This is a genomic window from Paraburkholderia adhaesiva, from assembly GCF_021390575.1.
GTDB classification, from domain to species: domain Bacteria; phylum Pseudomonadota; class Gammaproteobacteria; order Burkholderiales; family Burkholderiaceae; genus Paraburkholderia; species Paraburkholderia adhaesiva.
Genome location: NZ_JAJEJQ010000002.1, coordinates 1,128,483 through 1,148,927 on the forward strand (window position 1 = coordinate 1,128,483; position 20,445 = coordinate 1,148,927).

Annotated in this window: 21 protein-coding genes and 1 pseudogene; 4 read left to right on the forward strand and 18 right to left on the reverse strand. The window is 63.4% G+C overall.

Translation table 11 applies throughout. The annotated features are described in order from the left end of the window. Positions 1 to 6: 6 nt before the first annotated feature. Positions 7 to 714, reverse strand: coding sequence for a tyrosine-type recombinase/integrase (locus L0U80_RS20710; RefSeq protein WP_233869307.1), 708 nt, complete (start codon positions 712 to 714; stop codon positions 7 to 9). 572 nt (positions 715 to 1,286) lie between these two features. Next, the gene (locus L0U80_RS20715; protein WP_233869310.1) at positions 1,287 to 1,640 is read right to left on the reverse strand and encodes a hypothetical protein; all 354 of its coding nucleotides are present in this window, start codon (positions 1,638 to 1,640) and stop codon (positions 1,287 to 1,289) included. Between the two features lie 226 nt (positions 1,641 to 1,866). On the opposite strand from L0U80_RS20715, the gene L0U80_RS20720 reads away from it, so the two are divergent. From L0U80_RS20720 to L0U80_RS31930, 4 genes and pseudogenes are all read left to right on the forward strand, one after another. Beyond that, positions 1,867 to 2,196, forward strand: a complete 330-nt coding sequence (locus L0U80_RS20720) for a hypothetical protein (RefSeq protein ID WP_233869313.1) — start codon at positions 1,867 to 1,869, stop codon at positions 2,194 to 2,196. Positions 2,197 to 2,363: 167 nt separating this feature from the next. Further along, positions 2,364 to 3,854: an ISNCY family transposase gene (locus L0U80_RS20725; protein ID WP_233869316.1), complete on the forward strand. Its 1,491-nt coding sequence runs from the start codon at positions 2,364 to 2,366 to the stop codon at positions 3,852 to 3,854. A gap of 198 nt (positions 3,855 to 4,052) precedes the next feature. After that, positions 4,053 to 5,477 carry an ISNCY family transposase gene (locus L0U80_RS20730; RefSeq protein ID WP_233863292.1) on the forward strand — a complete coding sequence of 475 codons (1,425 nt, stop codon included), beginning with the start codon at positions 4,053 to 4,055 and terminating at the stop codon, positions 5,475 to 5,477. Between the two features lie 267 nt (positions 5,478 to 5,744). Beyond that, positions 5,745 to 6,362, forward strand: a pseudogene (locus tag L0U80_RS31930) (IS110 family RNA-guided transposase); the annotation flags it as partial. A 125-nt stretch (positions 6,363 to 6,487) separates the two neighbouring features. On the opposite strand, the gene hypE reads toward L0U80_RS31930, so the two are convergent. The 16 genes from hypE to L0U80_RS20815 form a co-directional block, all read right to left on the reverse strand. Further along, positions 6,488 to 7,534: a hydrogenase expression/formation protein HypE gene (hypE, locus tag L0U80_RS20740; protein ID WP_233869319.1), complete on the reverse strand. Its 1,047-nt coding sequence runs from the start codon at positions 7,532 to 7,534 to the stop codon at positions 6,488 to 6,490. Then, entirely contained in the window at positions 7,534 to 8,670 is a 1,137-nt protein-coding gene (hypD, locus tag L0U80_RS20745) for a hydrogenase formation protein HypD (protein ID WP_233869322.1), read from the reverse strand. Before hypD ends, hypE begins: the two co-directional genes overlap by 1 nt. Then, entirely contained in the window at positions 8,667 to 8,942 is a 276-nt protein-coding gene (locus L0U80_RS20750; RefSeq protein WP_233869325.1) for a HypC/HybG/HupF family hydrogenase formation chaperone, read from the reverse strand. The genes hypD and L0U80_RS20750 overlap by 4 nt, the downstream gene beginning before the upstream one ends. A 13-nt stretch (positions 8,943 to 8,955) precedes the next feature. Next, a complete protein-coding gene (gene hypF, locus L0U80_RS20755) occupies positions 8,956 to 11,301 on the reverse strand; it encodes a carbamoyltransferase HypF (RefSeq protein WP_233869328.1) in 2,346 nt (781 codons plus the stop codon). Next, a complete protein-coding gene (gene hypB / locus L0U80_RS20760) occupies positions 11,298 to 12,167 on the reverse strand; it encodes a hydrogenase nickel incorporation protein HypB (RefSeq protein WP_233869331.1) in 870 nt (289 codons plus the stop codon). The genes hypF and hypB overlap by 4 nt, the downstream gene beginning before the upstream one ends. 90 nt (positions 12,168 to 12,257) lie before the next feature. Continuing rightward, positions 12,258 to 12,599: a hydrogenase maturation nickel metallochaperone HypA gene (gene hypA / locus L0U80_RS20765; protein WP_233869334.1), complete on the reverse strand. Its 342-nt coding sequence runs from the start codon at positions 12,597 to 12,599 to the stop codon at positions 12,258 to 12,260. Next, positions 12,592 to 13,602 carry a HupK protein gene (locus L0U80_RS20770; protein ID WP_233869336.1) on the reverse strand — a complete coding sequence of 337 codons (1,011 nt, stop codon included), beginning with the start codon at positions 13,600 to 13,602 and terminating at the stop codon, positions 12,592 to 12,594. The genes hypA and L0U80_RS20770 overlap by 8 nt, the downstream gene beginning before the upstream one ends. Next, positions 13,599 to 14,114 (reverse strand): [NiFe]-hydrogenase assembly chaperone HybE, encoded by a 516-nt coding sequence (gene hybE / locus L0U80_RS20775; RefSeq protein ID WP_233869339.1) that lies wholly within the window; start codon positions 14,112 to 14,114, stop codon positions 13,599 to 13,601. Before hybE ends, L0U80_RS20770 begins: the two co-directional genes overlap by 4 nt. 4 nt (positions 14,115 to 14,118) lie before the next feature. Further along, on the reverse strand, positions 14,119 to 14,328 hold the full coding sequence (locus L0U80_RS20780) for a rubredoxin (RefSeq protein ID WP_233869342.1): 210 nt from the start codon (positions 14,326 to 14,328) through the stop codon (positions 14,119 to 14,121). Then, positions 14,328 to 15,212 (reverse strand): hydrogenase expression/formation protein, encoded by an 885-nt coding sequence (locus L0U80_RS20785; protein WP_233869345.1) that lies wholly within the window; start codon positions 15,210 to 15,212, stop codon positions 14,328 to 14,330. The genes L0U80_RS20780 and L0U80_RS20785 overlap by 1 nt, the downstream gene beginning before the upstream one ends. Next, positions 15,209 to 15,685, reverse strand: a complete 477-nt coding sequence (locus tag L0U80_RS20790; protein ID WP_233869348.1) for a thioredoxin domain-containing protein — start codon at positions 15,683 to 15,685, stop codon at positions 15,209 to 15,211. Before L0U80_RS20790 ends, L0U80_RS20785 begins: the two co-directional genes overlap by 4 nt. Then, on the reverse strand, positions 15,682 to 15,990 hold the full coding sequence (locus tag L0U80_RS20795; protein WP_233869351.1) for a HypC/HybG/HupF family hydrogenase formation chaperone: 309 nt from the start codon (positions 15,988 to 15,990) through the stop codon (positions 15,682 to 15,684). The genes L0U80_RS20790 and L0U80_RS20795 overlap by 4 nt, the downstream gene beginning before the upstream one ends. Beyond that, positions 15,990 to 16,619, reverse strand: a complete 630-nt coding sequence (gene hybD / locus L0U80_RS20800; protein WP_233869354.1) for a HyaD/HybD family hydrogenase maturation endopeptidase — start codon at positions 16,617 to 16,619, stop codon at positions 15,990 to 15,992. The genes L0U80_RS20795 and hybD overlap by 1 nt, the downstream gene beginning before the upstream one ends. A gap of 15 nt (positions 16,620 to 16,634) precedes the next feature. Further along, a complete protein-coding gene (gene cybH / locus L0U80_RS20805) occupies positions 16,635 to 17,363 on the reverse strand; it encodes a Ni/Fe-hydrogenase, b-type cytochrome subunit (RefSeq protein WP_233869357.1) in 729 nt (242 codons plus the stop codon). A gap of 15 nt (positions 17,364 to 17,378) precedes the next feature. Next, positions 17,379 to 19,169: a nickel-dependent hydrogenase large subunit gene (locus L0U80_RS20810; RefSeq protein WP_233869360.1), complete on the reverse strand. Its 1,791-nt coding sequence runs from the start codon at positions 19,167 to 19,169 to the stop codon at positions 17,379 to 17,381. Next, positions 19,166 to 20,284, reverse strand: coding sequence for a hydrogenase small subunit (locus L0U80_RS20815; RefSeq protein WP_267954853.1), 1,119 nt, complete (start codon positions 20,282 to 20,284; stop codon positions 19,166 to 19,168). The genes L0U80_RS20810 and L0U80_RS20815 overlap by 4 nt, the downstream gene beginning before the upstream one ends. Positions 20,285 to 20,445: the final 161 nt, after the last annotated feature.

A 20,445-nucleotide genomic window follows, 5' to 3' on the forward strand; every position in this document is an offset into this window, starting at 1 on the left:
GAAACCTCAGGCGTTCGCTGCGTCGTAGACCCGACGCTTGGCAGAAAGGGACAGACGGCGCCGCGGCGCCGCGTCGACCGTGTTCAGCGCAGACTCGACTTCTTCCCGCGTCACGCCGGTGTACACGCCAGTTGATTCGATCGACCGATGGCCGAGTACGCTTTTCACGACACCGCGCGGATCGCGTGCGCTCGAGCTGCGCATGATGTTCATGGCGCGCGTGTGGCGCAGCCAATGAGGGGTTGCGTGTCGCGGCAGGCCTGCTGTGACAAGCCATTCCTTGAAGCGCAGTTGCATGGCGCGCATCGTGAGCGCGCCGCCCTCGCGCGAAATGACGAGCGGCGCATCGGGGTCGAGGGAGTCAGATTCGAGTCCGGCCGCGCGCAACGTGTCCGCATGCGCGCGTAACAGATCCTCGAGCGCTTCGCGCAGTGGGACGGTGACGTAGACGCTGTGATCGTCCGCTATGACGCGGCGCATGCTGCCCTCGCCCACCGTTTTCTTTTTGCGGTGCTCGCGCGGGATGAAGAGGTAGTTGTCGACCAGCGCGCGCATGGTCGCGCCTACGGTCACCGCAAGAAACTCACCACCGCGGCAACCGCTGTGCAGCAGAGCACGGAAGAGAGCGTGATCGCGCCGTGCGATGGGCGTGTTGATACCACCGACAACTTCGAGCAGTTTGTGCTGCTCTTCGAGAAGGAAATAACGCTGCATATCGGGTTCCTCGATATGTTTAGGGTTACTCATTGCGCGCAGTGTTGCGCGCTCTTCTCTCCGAAGAACCGCCGGCATCATGGCCGGTCGCTTTGTGTGAGACGCGTGCTCACAGTCGAGAAAGACAGGTGTCGGAGCCTTTGAAGCCGCCCAGGTAGCGGGCCCCGCGCACCCTACCCCTTCACGAAAGGAGCACGCGAAACTGATTCTTTGCCTTGGCCGCGAGGCGTTACCGCGCTCTCCGGCTCTCTAGCGAAATCCTGACTGCGCTCGCGTTCCTGTTCGGCGCGAACACGGGCGAACGTTTCACCGACGTTCGTGTCGGCGGCGCGACGGTAGCGCCAGGCCGGATCCAGAAATCGGGCTTCAGTGACCACCGCTCCCTCCTTTACGCGCAGCAGCTTCTGCGGCCATGCGCAGCACGGGGCCAAGAGCTGGATGCTCGAGCGCAGCAGGAAATGAAATCGGGTGTCGCGGGTCGATGCACCGCTCGTAGGCCTGCCGCAATGCGTCGCGTTCGGGCACGAGCTCGTCGCGCGGCAGGTTGAGGGAGAGTTGCGCACCGCGGCTCATCACCAAGCAGCTGCGAGGCCGCCCATGTGGTGAAGCCAGTCGCCAATCTGGTGCTTCAGCAAGTAGTAAGCGTTGAAAAGTTCAAGCTCGCCGCACTGCCGAAATTCGCTGATGCACCGGAGAAGGAAAAATCGGTCACCAACGACCCACTGGCGCCGATAAATGCGCAGGCGAAGACGTTCAGTCTCTGCAGCGAGCGATGACCACTGTTCGAGGGAGATCCGGCAATGTTTCGAGCTACCCATCGGGATGAGCTTTACCGGGGCGGCATCGCGCCGCGCGCAACAGATGCCAGCGTTTTGTATTACGAAACCATTACGCGGCTGCTGAATTTGTAACGAGCTGTAGTGCATGACAAACCCCTTCAAACCCTGTTTTGAACGCCAAGGTCGTCCGGCTCTCAGGCTGTACGGGCCTGAGCCGATGGGGTTTGGTCATCGGTGCCGGAACGACAGTCGAAGGATAGTTCGGACCTACCATACGCGTCAAGTTACACCATACGTTCGGTTGCATTATCCGTTGAGAGTGCTCGTCCGTTCGGATACTCTTAACGTCGGGTTTGTTATTAAGGGGTTTGAGATGAAAACCACTGTTCAGTGGCTAGACGAGGTAAAGGATTGCCTCGGAATAGCGTCGGACTATGCCGCGGCGAAGGCACTCCACGTTACCCGCGCGTCGGTAAGTGGATGGCGAACGGGAAGGTGCACATTTGATAATGAAGTTTGTCTGCGAGTTGCAGAGATACTTAATGCCAATCCGTTTGAAGTTTTAGCGACAGTTAATATCGAACGGATTAAGGACGAAGAGAGACGCGATCTCTGGGCAAATGCACTGGAAAGAATTTCCGTGGGTTTTCGGCAGCTGGCGCTTCTCGCTAACGCCCGTCAGGACTGGTTTCTGAGGGTGTAGCGTCAGCTAGAGTTAGCAATTTTTCCGGTTTAACTAGAGATAAATTATCGAAGTTTCAGGTTGTAGCGGCTAAGTTGTAATGTCCGCTTTTAGCCAAGTTCAAATGTCCGCTTTCGGGCCAATCGTAAGCTGACCGGCCGCTGGGAATCCAGCGCTGGAGGCTTTCGATGGCAGCAACGGAACGGATCACGATGACGATGCGGGAGCTGGACAGGTTCAAGGTCATTCAGGACGTGGCTGACGGCAAGTTGAAGCCATGGCGCGCGGCCGAACGACTCGGACTGACGACACGGCAGATTCGGCGGCTGGTTGGGCGATTGAGGGAGCACGGACCCCAAGGTCTCGTGTCGCGCCGGCGCTCGAAGCCCAGCAACAACCGGCTGAACGCCGTAACGGCTGACCGGGCGCTCTCGATCATCCGTGATCGCTATGCCGATTTCGGGCCGACGCTGGCCTGCGAGAAGCTGTGGGAATGCCACTGCATCCGGCTGGCGAAGGAAACGGTGCGCCGACTCATGACGGACGCCGGGCTGTGGGTGCCAAGACGGCAGCGTGCGCCGAAGGTCTACCAGCCACGGGCACGACGGGCATGTCTGGGCGAACTGATCCAGATCGACGGCAGCGAGCACCGATGGTTCGAAGAGCGGGCGCCGCAATGCACGCTGCTGGTCTACGTGGACGATGCGACGAGCCGTTTGATGCAACTGCACTTCACGCAGACGGAATCGACCTTCAGCTATTTCGAGGCGACGCGCGCGTACATCGAACGGCATGGCAAGCCCGGAGCGTTCTACAGCGATAAAGCCAGCGTGTTCCGCGTTACGGTGCCGGGCAAGACTGGTAATCGCGTGACGCCGTTCGGTCGAGCGATGTACGAACTGAACATCGACGCATTCTGCGCGAACAGCAGTTCGGCCAAGGGACGCGTCGAGCGCGCGCACCTGACCTTGCAGGATCGGCTGGTGAAGGAACTGAGGCTGCGCGGCATCAGCACGGTAGCCGAAGCGAATGCGTACGCCCCCTCCTTCATGGCGGCCTACAACGCTCGTTTCGCGAAGCCGCCGAAGAGCGGGTTCGACGCTCACCGGCCGCTGCGCGCCGACGAGAGCCTTGATCTGGTGCTCACGTGGCGTGAGCCGCGCAAAGTGACGAAGTCGCTCACGGTGCAGTACGACCGGGTGATGTACCTGCTGGAGGATACGCCGGGGAACCGGAAGCTGATTGGTCAGGTTATCGAGATATGGGAGTACCCGGATGGTCGCATCGAACTCCGCGCGGACGAACGTGTGTTGCCCTACCGGGAATATGATCGGCTCGCTGAGATCGATCAGGGCGCGGTCGTTGAACACAAGCGGTTGAGTCATGTACTTCAGGTCGCACAGGCGATCCAGTCGCAACGTGACAACAGCCGGATCGGTAAAGCTCCGTCACGAACACATCGCGGCGACACGACCCGGACCAGTCGGAACGATCCTCAATCGGGCAAGAAGAAGCAACGCGAGTTCACGCAGGCCGACGTAGAGAACGTCATCGTGGATCTTGCCCAACGCAGACAGGCGCAACCGCCACCCCGCAAACCTGGCCGCCGGTCTGCCAGGGACAGTGGAACAGGCGTGAGCGCCCTGCCCGTTCAGGATCAGCTCTTCGACACTGCGTGATCTGTAACCCATGAGAAACAAACCCTCAAGCCCGTAAACCCGGACATTTCAACGTGGCCAGGAGGCGGACATTTGAGAATGGCTTTGACACAGGTGTTACGGCTTTTTTGAAATGTCCGGTTCTGGCTCATTAGAGATGTCCGATTCCTGCCCTGGTTGAAGCGCACGCTCGCGTGAGGCGTCGACCAGGGGCGAACCATGAACGGACGTGAGCTGATCACGGCAAGCATGCGCGAACTCGAGCGGGTCAAGGTCATCGAGGCGGTCATTGAAGGCCGCCTGCGGTGTTTTCAGGCGGCTGAGCGGCTGCAGCTCGGCGTACGGCAGATCAGCCGGCTGTGCCGGCGCTATGAGGCCGCGGGTCCGGCCGGGCTGGTTTCGTCCAAACGCGGGCGGCCGAGCAACCGGGAACTGTCCATCGACCTGCGGGCCCGGGCCATGGCGCTGGTGCGCGAGCGCTACGCCGATTTCGGGCCGACGCTGGCCTGCGAGAAGCTGCGCGAGTGCCACGGGATGACGCTGGCCAGGGAGACCGTGCGCCGATGGATGCGCGATGCGGGCCTGTGGATTCCGCGCGCCCAGCGCCCGCCGAAGGTCTACCAGCCGCGTGCGCGGCGTGCGTGCCTGGGCGAGCTCATCCAGATCGACGGCAGCGACCACCGCTGGTTCGAGGACCGGGCGCCGGCCTGCACGCTGCTGGTGTACGTCGATGATGCGACGAGCCGGCTGATGCACCTGCACTTCACGCAGACCGAATCGACGTTCAGCTACTTTGAGGCCACGCGCGCGTACCTGGAGCGTCACGGCAAGCCGGTGGCACTGTACAGCGACCGCGCCAGCGTGTTCCGCAGCGTGAGCGCCGGCAAGACTGGCCACAGCGTGACGCACTTCGGGCGCGCAATGTACGAGCTGAACATCGACACGTTCTGCGCCAACAGCAGTTCGGCCAAGGGGCGGGTCGAGCGCGCACACCTGACGCTGCAGGACCGGCTCGTCAAGGAGCTGCGGCTGCGTGGCATCAGCACGGTGAGCAAGGCCAACGCGTATGCCCCCGCCTTCATGGCGGCCTACAACATGCGCTTCGCGAAGGCGCCGCGCAGCACGTTCGACGCGCACCGGCCGCTGCGCGGGGACGAGGATCTGGACGCCCTGCTCACCTGGCGCGAAACGCGGCGGGTGACGAAGTCGCTCACGGTGCAGTACGACCGCGTGATGTACCTGCTCGACGATACGCCCCAGAACCGCAGGCTCGTGCATCGCTACATCGAGGTCTGGGAGTACCCGGATGGGCGCATCGAACTGCGGGCGCAGGCTCGCGTGCTGCCGTACCGCGAGTACGACCGGCTCACCGGGGTGGACCAGGGCGCGGTGATCGAGCACAAGCGGCTGGCACACGCACTGCAGGTGGCGCAGGCGCTGCAGGCGCAGCGCGACAATCGGCGTGCCTCGGGCTCGCCATCACGCACGAATCAGGGTGAGCCGGTGCGTGCAAAGGCACGCGTGCCTGGCACGAAGAAGCAACGCGAGTTCACGCAGGCGGACATGGACGCGGTGATCGTGAAGCTGGCGCAGGCCCCAAAGTCAGATTCAAAACCGGGCCCGCGGTCTGCAAGGAGCCGCTGAATAGACGTCAGCGCCCTGCTGCTTCATCCTCTACCCTTCAACACGATGGAAGTTCAACCCCGGAAAGACAGAATCAACTCCCTTCAAAACCGGACATTTCTATTGAGCCGGAGATCGGACATCTGTATCTGGCCATGACATCAGGTGCGGATCCCAAATAGATTGAATGGCCGCCTCCCGCCTTAAGTGGCCGTCCGAAGGCGCAGACTCGCGTCCAGAGCGTGCCACATTGCTGGCTCGGCAGGTCCTGCCGCCAAGGATAACCAGATGGAACCCACGACCATCGCCATCGACCTGGTCACGCGCGTTTCCCAGATTCACTATGTCGAGCCTGAGACCGGCACGATTCACAGCAAGGTACTCAAGCGCGCCCAACTCGTGCCGTTCTTAGCCAACCGACCTGCGAGCCGTGTCGTCATGGAAGCCTGTGGCGGCGCCCATCACTGAGCCCGCGTCCTGGCACGGCTTGGCCACGACGTGCGGCTCATTGCAGCCCAGTTCGTGCGGCCATTTGTGCAGTCGAAGAAGAATGACGCAGTCGACGCCGCAACAATCTGGGAAGCCGCCTGGCGTCCGGGCATGCGCTTCGTAGCCGTCAAGACCGAAGACCAGCAGGCCATGCTGGCGATGCACCGCACACGCCGGCAACTGGTCCGGATTCGCGTCATGTAGGTCAACCAGTTTCGTAGACTGCTCTATGAACTCGGCGTCGTGTTACCGCACGGCCGCCGGGCGTCGATGGACGCCGCCAAAGCCGCGCTGGCGTCACTGGCCGACCCGTTGCGAGCCATGCTGGCTCACAGCCTGCAGGACCAGTTCTCGCGACTTCGCGGACTCGACGAGCAGATCGCGCAGATCGAACGGCATATCTACAATCGGCAACGCCTGCGCGCCTCTATCGACTTTCCTACCCCATCGACTACCAGACAAGGCTAATTGCCGTGTAACTCACTGTACGTGAGAACAAGCCAGCATCAATTCCGCACAAAAGAAATGAGCACTCCCGCGCATCAACAAATGCGAGGTAACACTTCGCCGTTTAACCAGTCAACCAACCGTTCACCACCAAACGACGTCTGCATCCGCACGAAACCGTGCGGATCATCCGTGACTTCGCCGACCAGCGCAGCATCGCGGCCGAGCGGATGGTCGCGCATCGCGTCGACGAGTGCCGGTGCGTCCGCCATCGCACACACGGCGATCAGCTTGCCCTCGTTCGCGATATAGAGCGGGTCGAGGCCATAGAACTCGCAGACGGCTCGCACGGCGGGCCGGATCGGCAGCGCCTCTTCCCGCATGCGGATGCCGACGCCCGACTGATGGCAAATTTCGTTGAGCGTATTGCCGAGGCCGCCGCGGGTCGGATCGCGCATCAGCCGCAACGATGGACACGCCTCGAGCAGTCGCGCGGTCAGGCCATTGAGCGCGGCGCAATCCGAGACGATGCAGCTATCGAAGCCGAGATCATCCCGTTGGGACAACACGGCGAGACCGTGCTCGGCGAGATATCCGGATACCAGCACCGCGTCGCCTGGCTGCGCGTTGGCACCATCCAGCTCGATGCCCGGCGGCACGACGCCGACGCCCGCCGTGGTGATGAACAATCCGTCGGCTTTGCCGCGTTCAACCACTTTCGTGTCGCCGGCGACGATCTGCACGCCGGCGTTGCGCGCGGCCTCTGCCATCGACCCGACGACGCGCACGAGCGTCTCGAAAGGCAAGCCCTCTTCCAGAATGAAACCGGCACTCAGATAAAGCGGCTGCGCGCCGCCGACGGAAAGGTCGTTGACCGTGCCGTTGACGGCAAGCGCGCCAATGTCGCCGCCAGGGAAGAACAGCGGCGCGACGACGTGGCAGTCGGTACTCATCGCGAGACGTCCGGCAACGGCTGGCATGATGGCCTGGTCGTTACCCTGCGCAAGCCACGCGTTGTCGAATGCCGGGGCGAATACTTCAGCGATAAGCTGTGCACTGGCGCGGCCGCCGGCGCCGTGCGTCATGTCAATGCGGCCGTGCTTTAGGTCGAGACGGTGACCGTGGGAGAAGTGGCGTGTCATCAGTGGGCAGATCCGGTCGCGACGGCGACGTCGACATCGTTGAAGCGGGCATACTGGTAATGCGCTGCGCAGGCGCCCTCACTCGACACCATGCAGGCGCCAAGCGGGGTTGCGGGCGTGCATGCGGTGCCGAACACCTTGCAGTCGGTCGGCTTGCAGCGGCCACGCAGGATCTGGCCGCACTGACATGCCTTCACGTCGGCGGCGGGATGCGCAGACAGCTGAAAACGCTTTTCCGCGTCCCATTGGGCGAACGGAGCGCGAATAGCGAGCGCACTGTCTGGGACGAGCCCAAGCCCGCGCCATTCGAATTCGTCACGCAACTCGAACGTCTGCGCGACGATGGCCTGCGCCTTCAGGTTGCCCGCGTCTGTGACGGCACGAGTGAACTGGTTTTCGGTATCCGCGCGCCCTTCGTTGATCTGCATGACGAGCATCAGCACGGCCTGCAGTACGTCGAGTGGTTCGAAACCGGTGACGACCACCGGCTTGCGATAGTCGTGCGCGACTGCGCGATACGGTGCCATGCCAATGATCGTGCTCACGTGCGATGGGCCGATGAAGCCGTCGAGGTTCGCGTCGCCGTCGGCAAGCAGGTGACGCATGGCGGCGGGCGTCAGCACGTGATTGCTGAACACGCTGAAGTTTTCGAGCCGCTCGGCCTGAGCCGTGAGCAGCGCAATGGCGGTGGGCGGGGTCGTCGTCTCGAAGCCAATGCCGACGAACACAACCTGCCGCTCCGGCATCGTGCGGGCGAGCGCGAGCGCATCGGCGCAGGAATAAACGAGGCGCACGTCGGCGCCTGCCGCGCGGGCCTTGTACAGGCTCATCCGGTGCGACGCGGGCACGCGCAGCAGATCGCCGTAGGTGCAGAGCGTGACGCGATGCTCGAGCGCAAGTTCTATCGCACTGTCGATACGCGCGACCGGCAGCACGCACACCGGACAGCCGGGGCCGTGAATCAGTTCGATGCCAGGCGGCAACAGTGCGGTCAAGCCATATCGTGCGATGGCGTGCGTGTGGCCGCCGCAGAACTCCATCAGGCGATAGCTGCGTCCCGGCTCGACAACTGCATGAATGCGCGAGGCAATCTTGCGCGCGAGCTCGCCGTTGCGAAAATCGTCGACGTATTTCATGCCGGTGCTCCGCCCGATGTTACGGCGGGTGTCCTGTCCATTTCGTTCCCGTCGCACGAAGCCGCGAGTGCGGCGAGCTGGGCGAGCGTCGCGTCCGCCTGTGCGCGATCGAGCTTCCCGATCGCATAGCCCACATGCAGCAGCACGAAGTCACCAGGGGCAACGTCTTCGACGAGCGCGAGCGAGATTTCGCGCGTGACGCCATCGACGCTGACGCGGGCGCACTCCCCCGCCAACAATTCGACGACTTCGACAGGCATGGCTAGACACATGGTCGGATTCCTTTCACTTCGAACGGTTGTGCAGCGCCGGGACAGCGGGAGACTGCAGTTGCTGGATGGCGGCCCACGCCTGGCCGTAGCTGATTGCTTCGTCGCCGGGTGGCAAGCTGCGGGCTTGCAGCAGCGTGCAGCGGACGTAACGCAACACGTCTCGCAAGCCCGATATCAACACCGGATTCGCGCAGCAGCCGCCGGCGAGCGCGATCGTTCTGATGCCGGTTGCGCGCATTGCATGGCACAGCCAGTCGCCCAGCGCCGCTGCAAGCGTTGCATGCCAGTTGCTGGCGATTTCGGCGGGATCGCGCACATCAACAAGCCGGCGTGCGAGCGGCAACAGGTCGAGGTCGAAGCCGTCGATGCGCCAGCCTTGAGCATACGAAGGCGCCGGGCGCGAGAGTGCTTCGAGCTTCATTGCGGCCTCACCTTCATATTGCTGGGCAGGACAGATGCCGGCGAGTCCGGCGATGGCGTCGAACCAGCGGCCGAGGCTGGTCGTGGTCGGGCAGTTAAAGCCGCGTTCGATCTGCCGGTAGAGCCGCGAGGCAGTCGTTGCGTCGATCGTGGGCAGCGGCCGGTGCGCGCCCGGTTCGAGCGTATGCAGCAACGCAGCCGCCATGCGCCACGGCGCGCGGGCGGCCGCATCCGCGCCCGGCAGCGGCAGTGGACTCAGATGACCGAGACGCCGCGCATGGCCGTTCTCGACGAGCAGCAGCTCTCCGCCCCAGGCGCCGCCGTCGTCGCCCCAACCGAAACCGTCGAGCGCAAGACCTAGCGCGGGACCGGTATGGCCATTCTCGGCGAGCACGGCGGCGACGTGCGCATGATGATGCTGAACGCGCAGCAACGGGACGTTCCAGTGCAGGGCCAGCCTTTCGGCCACGCGGGTCGAATAGAGGTCGGGCTGGCGGTCGCAGGCGACGGCGTCGGGCACGGAATGCTGGCGGCGCAGATACCGTTCGACGGTTTCTTCGAGCAGTTCGCACACGTTCGGATTGCCAAGATCGCCAAGGTACGGCGATACGTCCGCGAACCGGCCCGCCGTGAGCGTGACGGTGCATTTTTTCTGCGCGCCGAGCGCGAGCACGGACGGTCCATCCGCAGGCAACGGCACCGGCTCCGGCACATAGCCGCGCGCACGGCGCAGCATGACCGCCGGTGACGAACGCGCAGCGAGCACGACGCTGTCGTCGCAGCGCACTGCGATTCGGCGGTCGTGGTCGAGTATCGCGTCGGCGATGCCGGCAAGGATGTCCCCCGCTTCGCCGGGATCCGCGACGAGTGGTTCGCCAGACCGGTTCGCGCTGGTCGCGACGAGGATCGCCGGCTGGGCTTTGCCGAGCCATTGCGTACCGCCTGGCTGGCCCAACGCCTGATGAAACAGCAGATATTGAACCGGTGTGCTGGGCAGCATCACGCCGAGCCGGTTCAGGCCTGGCGCCACACCCGTCAGCGTCTGGCCGTCGAGACGCGGCAGCACCACGATCGGCCGCGCCGCCAAAGCGAGCAGGTTCGCGTGCGTCTCATCGGCGAGGTCTACCCATTGCGCAGCCGACGCCAGGTTGGGTACCAGCAGCGCCAGCGGTTTCGTCGGCCGGCGCTTGCGCTGGCGCAGCCGTGCCACGGCGGCGGGATTCGTTGCGTCGCAGATCAACTGGAAGCCACCAAGCCCCTCGACGGCAACGATCTCGCCACGGGAGATTGCGGCCCACGCTAGCGCGACCGGATCGACGTCCGGTTGACCGTCAAGCTCTGCATGACTTGCGCCCATGCCGGGGTATCGGAAACGCAACCTGGGTCCGCAATCGGGACAGGCAATCGTTTCCGAATGAAAGCGCCGGTCGGCGGGATCGCCGTATTCGGCCGCGCAACGCGCACACGGCAAGAAAGCCGCCATGCTCGTGTGCGCGCGGTCGTAAGGCGTGCGATGCGTCAGCGTAAAGCGCGGACCGCAGTCGGTACAGCAAATGAACGGGTGACGCCAGCGCCGTCCGCCTTCGTCAAACAGTTCGTCGAGACAGGCGTCGCAGAGAGTCGAATCGGCGGGGATGCGGCTTTGGCCTTTCGCGTCGTCGGTACTGTTCGCGATCTGAAAATGGCGCCGAAGCGGATCAGGGGTGTCCGACGTCCGCTGCACCGCCGCGATGCGCGCGAGCGGCGGCAGCGTTGTCGTCAGGGCGGTACCGAATGCATCCAGATCGCGCCGTTCACCCTGTATGTCGATATGCACACCGTGCGTGCCGTTGCGAATTTCGCCGCTCAGGTTCAGGCGCTGCGCGAGCCGCCAGACGAAGGGACGAAATCCGACGCCCTGCACGACGCCGCTGACCTTGAGACGCTCACGCTCGATCACGATACGACATGCTCCCCGTTACGTTTCTGATCGGCAACCGCCTGCGCGAGCGCGCGCCCGGCGCGCAGCCAGTCGAGCCACTGGTCGAAACCTTCGCCGGTTCGCGCCGACACACAAAGGATCTCAATGGAAGGATTGACGCGTCGTGCGTACTCGAGCGCGGTGTTCACGTCGAAGTCGAGATGCGGCAGCAGATCGGTCTTGTTCAGCAGCATCAGTTGCGCGGCGGCGAACATATCCGGATATTTAAGCGGCTTGTCTTCGCCTTCGGTCACCGACAGCACGACGACCTTGTGTGCCTCGCCGAGGTCGAACGAGGCCGGACACACGAGATTGCCGACGTTTTCGATCAGCAGAAGGCCGAGCGCGTCTTGCGGCAGTCGATCGAGCGCGTGCCCGACCATGTGCGCATCGAGATGGCATCCCTTGCCCGTGTTGATCTGCACGGCCGGTACGCCGGTTGCGCGGACGCGCTCGGCGTCGTTGGCGGTCTGCTGGTCGCCCTCGATCACGGCGACCGGCATCTCGGCGCTGAGTGCGGACACCGTACGCACCAGCAGCGAGGTCTTGCCGGACCCGGGGCTCGATACGAGGTTCAGTGCGAACACGCCACGTTCGCGTAGCCGCTCGCGATTCGCGGCGGCATAGTGGTTGTTTTCGTGCAGGATTTCACGTTCGAGCTGGACATGACGCCCACCGGTATCGTGTGGATGTGCATGGTCGTGGTGGTGATCGTGCGTGTGCCCGTGAGCTGGAGTGTGCGCGTGAGCGTGATCGTGTCCGTGCCCGTGGGCATGGAGTGTCGTCCATGAACCGTCGCTCTCGATCCGGGGTTCGGATGTAGCGCACCCGCAAGTCGTACACATGATGTTGTCCTCCAGTTTTTGCGCGCCGTCGCGCGATGGTTGGATGAGTCCGTTTCGCCAGACGCCCCGGTTATTGTTTTGCGTTACGTGTCAGTCGACGACCATGCCGACGACGCGCATCTGGTCACCGTCCGTCACCGCAAGCTGATAGCTCCCGCAGGCAGGGCAACCTTCGCCGCGCTGCCGCACCTCGACCGTGCCCGCACATCGCATGCACCACGCGTGACCGGGCGGCTCGTGAATCGTTACGGTGCTGCCGCTGGCAACCGAGCCGCGCAGCGCCACGTCGAGGGAAAAGCGTAACGCGCTGGTATCGACGTTCGCGAGTTGTCCGACTTCCAGCTCGATTTCGCGGATGCGCCGGTAACTGTGGCGGCGCGCTTCGCCCTCGATCAGGTCGCGGATGCTTTGTGCAAGGGACATTTCATGCATGACGGTCGACCTCGATACGGTACGGCGCGCAGGGATCGAGCAACAGCGCGAGACGTTGCGCAAGGGGTTGCGCGGCGCTCCATCGCAGACCGCGAAGCGCGTCCGGCAGCAGGCTGGTCCGGCCAAAGTTCCACCAGGTCGGCGGTACGATCCGGTACGCTGCGACCCTGCCATTTTCGACGCGTGCAAGATGCACGAGCAGACCCCGCGCGCAATACGCCCACCCGATGCCGATGTCGCCCTGCCGCAGGCTGCCTGCCGCGCGGGACGCACGATTCGCGCAAAGACGGGCGAGGTGTTGCAGCCGCAAAATCATCAATGCGCTCGCGAGGTCAGGCGCCGCGCCGGGGGCGTCCCAGAGATCCGCATGGGCGGGCCAGCCGGAACCGGATGTATCGGTTGCGTTCGCATCGCGGGCGAGTAGAACCGCTGCGGCATTTTCATGCACGTTGCGCAGGACATTCGCCGGCATGACCGTTACTGGACGTTCAGCGCGCTCGAGCAACTCGTGCAGCCAGCGCGCCGGCAGCGTTCCAGTGCTTTCAGCCCAGTTCGCGAGGTCGGACTTCGGCAATGTCAGCCACGCGGCCGCGGACATCCCGAACACGTGGTGCTCGCAGAAATCGGCGATGCGCGCTCGCGAGTCGAGTCGCGCCCACTGTGCGATCACGTCTTTCGTCCAGGCCGCGCCGAACATGGCGGGGAAATCGATCAGCCAGCGCCGCAGCGTTTCGCGCGCCGCTTCCAGCTCGACCGGCTCGGAGTCCGCGGCATCTGGCGAAGGCGTTTCCACCGCTGCGGCGAGTGCGTACGCGGAAGCCGCGCACTGCGCGTGGCGGCACAGGACGAGTGTCGTGTTCAGCAGTGCCCGGACCTCCGCCGCGCCGCGCCCGATCAGGAGACGCTCGACGGGCAGCGGCGACCACTGGCTCGCAACTGTGTGCACACGTTCGGCGTCGCCGCGCAACGTCAGCGTCAGAACCGGAACCTGCAAAGAGATCATGGCCGCAATCCCAGCAGACGTCGCCGCGACGAGGTGGGCTGATCCTGCGGCGAACGCGTTGTCAGGCTGGCGGAACCTGCGTCGGCAGGCGCGGTGCCGTCCGGTTCGAACAAGAGTCGCAGCGTCTCGTGCGCAGTCGCGAGTGCAGTCTCCTGGTCGGCAAACTGCTGCGCCGGCGAAAACAGCGAGCACATCCGGAATTCGCCGAGCGTATCCAGGCGCGCCGGCATGAACGGCATGGTCGCGCCTGGCAGCGCGACTTCGATCATGGCATCGGCGCGCGCCGGTGCAAAGGGGGCGTCGGGTGTGGGGAACTGCAGCAGATTGATACTCCATGGCGTCACGAGCACGCCGATCCAGCTGGACTGCCACGGCCGAAAGCCGACAGTGGCGACGCTCAGGCGCGGATTCAGCAGCGGCAGGTCACGCATACGCGTCTGCGCAATATGCCCGAATGCGCTTTCGATCCGGTGTGTCAGCTCGGCGCCGAACGACAATGCGGCGGGTGTCATGATGTCAGTCCGGTAGCACCATGAACTGGTCGCGTGCACCGTCGCACACCGGGCATTTCCAGTGTTCGGGCAGATCGGCGAACGGCGTACCGGGCGGAACATTCCAGACGGAATCGCCCCGTGCGGGGTCATACACGTACCAGCAGATTTTGCACTCGAGCCGGCTATGGGCATGCAGCGCATTGTTGTCGCCGAGGTAGCTACCTTCAAACATCACGACTGCTCCAGCCATTCCACGATTTCGCGCAGATGGCGCAACGAATCGGCGAGATCCTCGGCCGATGCCACAGCGACCTCGGGAATGCCCGTGATGTCGAGTGTGTCGAGCAGAATCTTGTTCGAGCCGTCGAAGTAACGCACGCGCCACACGTAACGCCAGCCGGTCGCGATGACCGTGCATTTGCCGTAGCCCGTAGAGAAAATACCGACCGTCCCCGTGCCCAGCATGTTTTCGAGCCACGCGATGTCCGCGGGCGTGACAGGCAACAGGCTGAAGTTGATGACATGGCTGCCCGCACCGTGCCGGGCGACTGCCCTCTCCTGCGCCGCGACGATTTCCGTGGCGATAGACGGAGCGTTCATCAGCTCATGCGCTGCCGTGTCCGCAATCGTGCCCTGCTCCGTACCACTGTGCTGCGCTTCGTCGAGGACGACAGCCGGAATGGCGCCGATCTCGATCCGGTCATCGATTCGCTCACCGGTCGCACTGTCGACGATGACGCGCCAGATGCCCGGATAGCGCGATTCCTGGATGCGAACGAGTGTGCCCGCTGCGGCGTGGGCGTTGCGGGACGGCATGACCTGCGCCGAAACCTCGCCCTCGCCCATGACCTGCGCGAGCAGCCGATGCGCGTCGGCACCGAGCGCGGCGGCGGAGAAGACGAGCGGCTGCGTCGGCTGCGGATCGCTGTCGAGCGCGCTCACCATGTTGCGCAACAGCGCGAGCACTTCGCCAGTACCGGGCACGCCGGGATCGGGTGTGTCAGGCGAGCGCCAGGTTTCGACCGTGGATGGCAGCGGCAGACAGGACCAGTCGTCGGGTTCGGGCTGCGAACCCGGACCGGTGGTCACGACCGGAACGGGAAAGGGACGGCTCATGATCGGGCTCCGGATACCGAAAGCGGAATCGGAATCGGAATCGGTTGAGGCGCTTCAGCACGCATGCGCACGAAGGATTGCAGGTAGTCCGCCCAGTCGCGCAGCCCTTCGATCGCGCCGACGTAGCGGCCTTCCCGCAGGAAGATCAGCGCCGGGTGGCGCAGTACGCCGAATCGCTTTGCAATCGCCATGCTGTCCGGCGGACAGGCAAACGCGACACGGAACGTGTCGGGCCCGAACTGGCGCACGATTTCCGGCAGAACGACCGTCAGGTCGAAAAATTCAGGACGCTGTGCCGGATTGTCGAGCGGAAGCACGACGAGCATTTCGGCGGCGCTGGCGGCAGCGGCGCTGGCGGCAGCGGCGATGTCGTCGCCGAGCGTATCGAGCGCCAGCTCCGTGAAACCATGCCCGAGCAGTTGTCCGCGCAACCGTTCGAGCGTCGGCGCGGTCGAGGTGGCCGGGGTTGTCATCGCATGACCTTTTCGCGTAAATGTTCCGGCAGTTCCGGCTCGCGATCGGCCAGATCCGCAAAGTAGCTGTCGACGCTGGTTTCTCCACGTGCGATGGCTTCGAGCGCCGTGAGCGCTGCTTCGATGTCGCGTGCGCGTGTCTCGTCGATCACCTCGCGCGCCGCGCCGAGAAACGTCAAAACCCACGTGCCAGGCGCCACCGGTCCGGTGAGCGACAAATCGACCGTACACGGACCGCCGCGACTCTCGCATTCGGCGCGCAGACCATTGGCGTGCAACACGCGTGCAGGGATGCCGATGCACATCAGGTTTGCTCCGGTGGATGCCAGAAACGCGTGTCGCCTTGCCGGTTCGCACGTTGTTCCGAAGGCCGCTCGTCCTCGTAGCGCGACAGCGAAAGGCCGCTCGCGTTCAACGGTGCAGCGGGCGTATCGGTATCGGCGCGGGCAATGGGTAACGCACCCCAGCGCCGTAGCCATTCGCACGCGACTTCCGTGGCCGGCTCGATCTGCGCCCGAACAGCGGGACGCAGACTGCCGCCGAAATCGTCCAGTTCGACCGGCTGCACGCCGATCAACACCAGTTCCGCGGGGTAATGCCCCTTGAGTTGCGCACAGGCGAGCACATCGGAAAATCCGGCCTGATGCAGGCTCATCTTGCGGGCGTTCAGGCAAGCGGGAACCGCGTCGCCTTCGCGCACGTCGAGCGTGCCCGGTTCCAGCCCGAAATCGACTGCATCAAGCACGATGAGCCGGTCCGCCGACTCGACGAACGGCAGCAGCGCGAGTCCCTGCGTGCCGCCGTCCACGAGTTCGACGTTATCCGGCCATTGCCATAACGCATTGAGCCGCTCGACCGCACGCACGCCGAAGCCCTCGTCCGCCCATAGCACGTTGCCGATGCCGAGCACGACAATATGCGACCTGTCAGCCATGGTTGTTTCCATGCGTCAACTCTTGAACATCCGGAAGCCGCTGATCATCGTGGAGATCATGCTCTGCTTCGACATGATGTCTTCACGGATCGCCGCGTAGACGTGAATCATCACGAACAGCACGATGCTCCACATGCCGAGCCGGTGCCAGCTATGCAGCGAAAGGCTGTTGCCGCCGAACATGGCGATCACCCAGCCGAACAGGTGGGAAGCCCAGCTATCGGCGCCCAGCCCCTCTCCGTACAGCGCGAAACCGCTGAAGCTCATCAGTATGGCGACGATGAAAAAGCCGAACATCGCGATCTGTCCGAGCGGATTGTGACCGACATACTTGCGCGGATAGCGGGCCAGGAACAGATACCAGCGCAATTCGTAGAACATCTCGCGCCACCACTGGGAATCCCAGACCGGAACGAGAAAAATTTCGCGCGAGAATGTGTTGCCGAAGAACGCATAGCACGCGCGAAAGATCAGGCCGATCGCGAGCACATAACCCGCGCAGAAATGTGCGAATCGGATATAGCCCATCAGGAAGTGCGCGCTGGCTTCGCCGGACAAGGTCGGCAGCGGCTTGCCGATGAAGTAGCCGCTCGCGCACAGCACCATCACGGACAGAACCGTCAGCCAGTGCCACAGACGCACCGGCGCCTGGTACACATAGACGGACACGACACGCTTGCCGCCGAGTTCCGCGGGGGCGTTGCCGTCGAACCCGTAGGTTTTCAGATGCTGGTTTTTCGACATGGTCGTCTCCCGGTCCTAGCGCACTGTGACGTTGACCAGTTCCTCGCCGGCCGGCCCGATGACATGGGTGGAGCACGCAAGACACGGGTCGAAACTGTGCAATGTGCGAAGAATTTCGAGCGGCTCGTCCGGACGTGCCATCTTCGTCTGCATCAGGCTTGCCTCGAATGCGCCGATCTGCCCTTTTTCGTCACGCGGACTGCCGTTCCAGGTGGTCGGCACGATGCACTGATAGCTGTCGATCTTCGTGTCGCGAATCTTGAGCCAGTGGCCGAGCGCGCCGCGCGGCGCCTCGGTGAAACCGACACCCCGCACCGAGGACGGCCATGTCGAGGGCTGCCACTTGTCGACGTTCGCGGTAGACGTATCGCCTGCCTTGATGTTGGCCATCAGCCGGTCGAAGAAGTACTTCATCTTGTGCGCGGACCACTGCGCTTCGAGCGCACGGGCTGCGGTGCGGCCCAGCGTGGAGTTCAGCGCGGCGATCGGAACGTCGAGTTGCCGGAGCAGCGCGTCGACCGGCTCGCGAATGTCCGCGCGGTTCTGGTGATAGCCGATCAGGTAGCGCGCAAGCGGTCCGACCTCCATTGCATGACCGCGCCAGCGCGGCGCCTTGATCCATGAATATTTGCCCGACTCGTCGATCTGCTCGATTTTCGTTTTCGTTCCGCGGGTTGCCCCGCCGAGCTCGAAGTGCGGCTCGGTCTGACCGTCGTACGGATGCAGGCCGTGCGTTCCCTCGGGATAGCGGTACCACGAGTGGGCGACGAACTCCTGGATCTCGTCGGGATTGACCAGATCCACCTCGTGGATCTCGTTGAAGTTGCCGTTGATCACGGCCCCGCGCGGCACTAGCAAGCTCTTCGCGCTGTAGTCATTCGCGTGGTCGGGAAAATCGCCGTACGACAAAACGGCCTGCGAGGACAGTCCGCCGCCGATCGCGCCCCAGTCCTTGTAGAACCCGGCGATCGCCATCACGTCGGGCAGATACACCTGATCGCAGAACTGGATCGTCCGGTCGATGATCTGCGACACCAGATTCAGCCGCTCCATGTTGATCGCGCCGACCGCCCCTACATCGTCGATGTTGATCGCGCATGGCATCCCGCCGACGAGCCAGTTCGGGTGCGGGTTCTTGCCGCCGAATACCGTGTGGATCTTGACGATGTCCTTCTGGAAGTCGAGCGCTTCGAGATAGTGCGCGACCGCCATCAGATTCGCTTCCGGCGGCAGCTTGTAGGCCGGGTGTCCCCAGTAACCATTGCGGAACGGGCCCAGCTGCCCGGACTCGACAAAGCGCTTCAGGCGGGACTGCAGGTCGCGGAAATAGCCGGGCGACGACATCGGCCAGTCGGAGATGCTTTGCGCCAGTTCAGACGTGCGTTTGGGATCGGCCTGAAGTGCGGACACCACGTCGACCCAGTCGAGTGCGTGAAGATGGTAGAAGTGGACCAGGTGATCGTGCGCCCAGAGCGTCGCCTGCATCAGGTTACGGATCAGGTTCGCATTGTCGGGAATCGAAATGTTCAGCGCGTTTTCGACCGCGCGCACCGAGGTCAGCGCGTGCGTACCGGTACACACGCCGCAGATGCGCTCGACGAACGCCCACGCGTCGCGCGGATCGCGGCCCTTGAGAATGACTTCCAGACCGCGCCACATCGTGCCGGTGGAAACCGCATTCGTAATGACGTTGTTGCTGTCGAGATTGACCTCGCAGCGCATGTGGCCTTCGATGCGTGTGACGGGATCGACGACGACGCGGCGTCCGCTGTTATCGAGCGTAAAGCCCTGGGTTTCGTAGCTCATTGGCCGTGTTCCTCGCGTGCCGCGTCGTCATGTGTTTCGTGGAGCGATTTCAGGTCTTGCCGCTTGAGCACCGTGCTCTTGATTGCGCTAACGGCGGCGTGGGCTGCGATCGCAGCGCCGGCGGCGCCCGCAACACCCAGACCGATACGATCGGCATTCGATTCGATGCCGAACTGGTTGATATCGACGACCCGGTCATAGAACGAGCCCCTGTCCCAGAAACCGTTCTCCGAGCAGCCGATACAGCCGTGGCCCGACTGGATCGGGAACGAAACGCCGTCGTTCCAGCGCACCGTCGAGCACGCGTTATACGTGGTGGGTCCCTTGCAACCCATCTTGTAGAGGCAATAGCCCTTGCGCGCACCTTCGTCGTCCCAGCTTTCGACGAACTGCCCCGCGTCGAAGTGAGGCCGGCGATAGCATTTGTCGTGAATGCGCTGGCCATAGAACATCTTCGGCCGACCCTGACGATCGAGCGGTGGAATCCGGTCGAACGTGACGAGATACGTGATGACCGCCGCCATGACCTCCGGAATGGGCGGGCAACCCGGCACCTTGATGATCGGCTTGTCGAGAATCACGTCGGCGATCGGGGTCGCGCGGGTCGGGTTCGGCTTGGCTGCCTGCACGCAGCCCCACGAAGCGCAAGCACCCCACGCGATCACGGCTTTTGCATCGGCCGATACGCGCTTCAGTTTTTCGACGAACGGCTCTCCGCCAGGAAAGCAGAACATGCCGTCCTCGTTCAGCGGCGGATTGCCTTCGACCGCGACGATATAGTTGCCCTTGTAGCGGGTCATGATGTCGTTCAGGATGGCTTCGGCCTGCGTGCCGGCCGCTGCCATGATCGTGTCGTCGTAATCGAGCGAGATCATCGACAGGATCGCGTCCTTCGCGAGCGGGTGAGATGAGCGGATGAACGATTCGGTGCAGCACGTGCATTCGAGGCCATGCAGCCAGATCACCGGCGTGCGCGGCTTCGTTTCGAGCGCGTGGGCGATGCGGGGGATGAACGACGAGCCAAGTCCCAGCGCCGTGGCGGTAAGGCTGCAGAATTTGAGGAAACTGCGCCTCGTCACGCCCTGACTGCGCATGGCATCGTAAAAGGTTTCCAAGTTTCCCCCTTTGCTTGTGAGATTTCTCAAGGACAAGAAATGAATATTCGGCTCGCACCGATTGATTCGGTTTGCGCTAAATCAAATCGATGTTCGGATTGGACAGCCATTTGTTACCGGGAATAACCCCTATTTCACCCAATTCGCATAACAATCTGTAG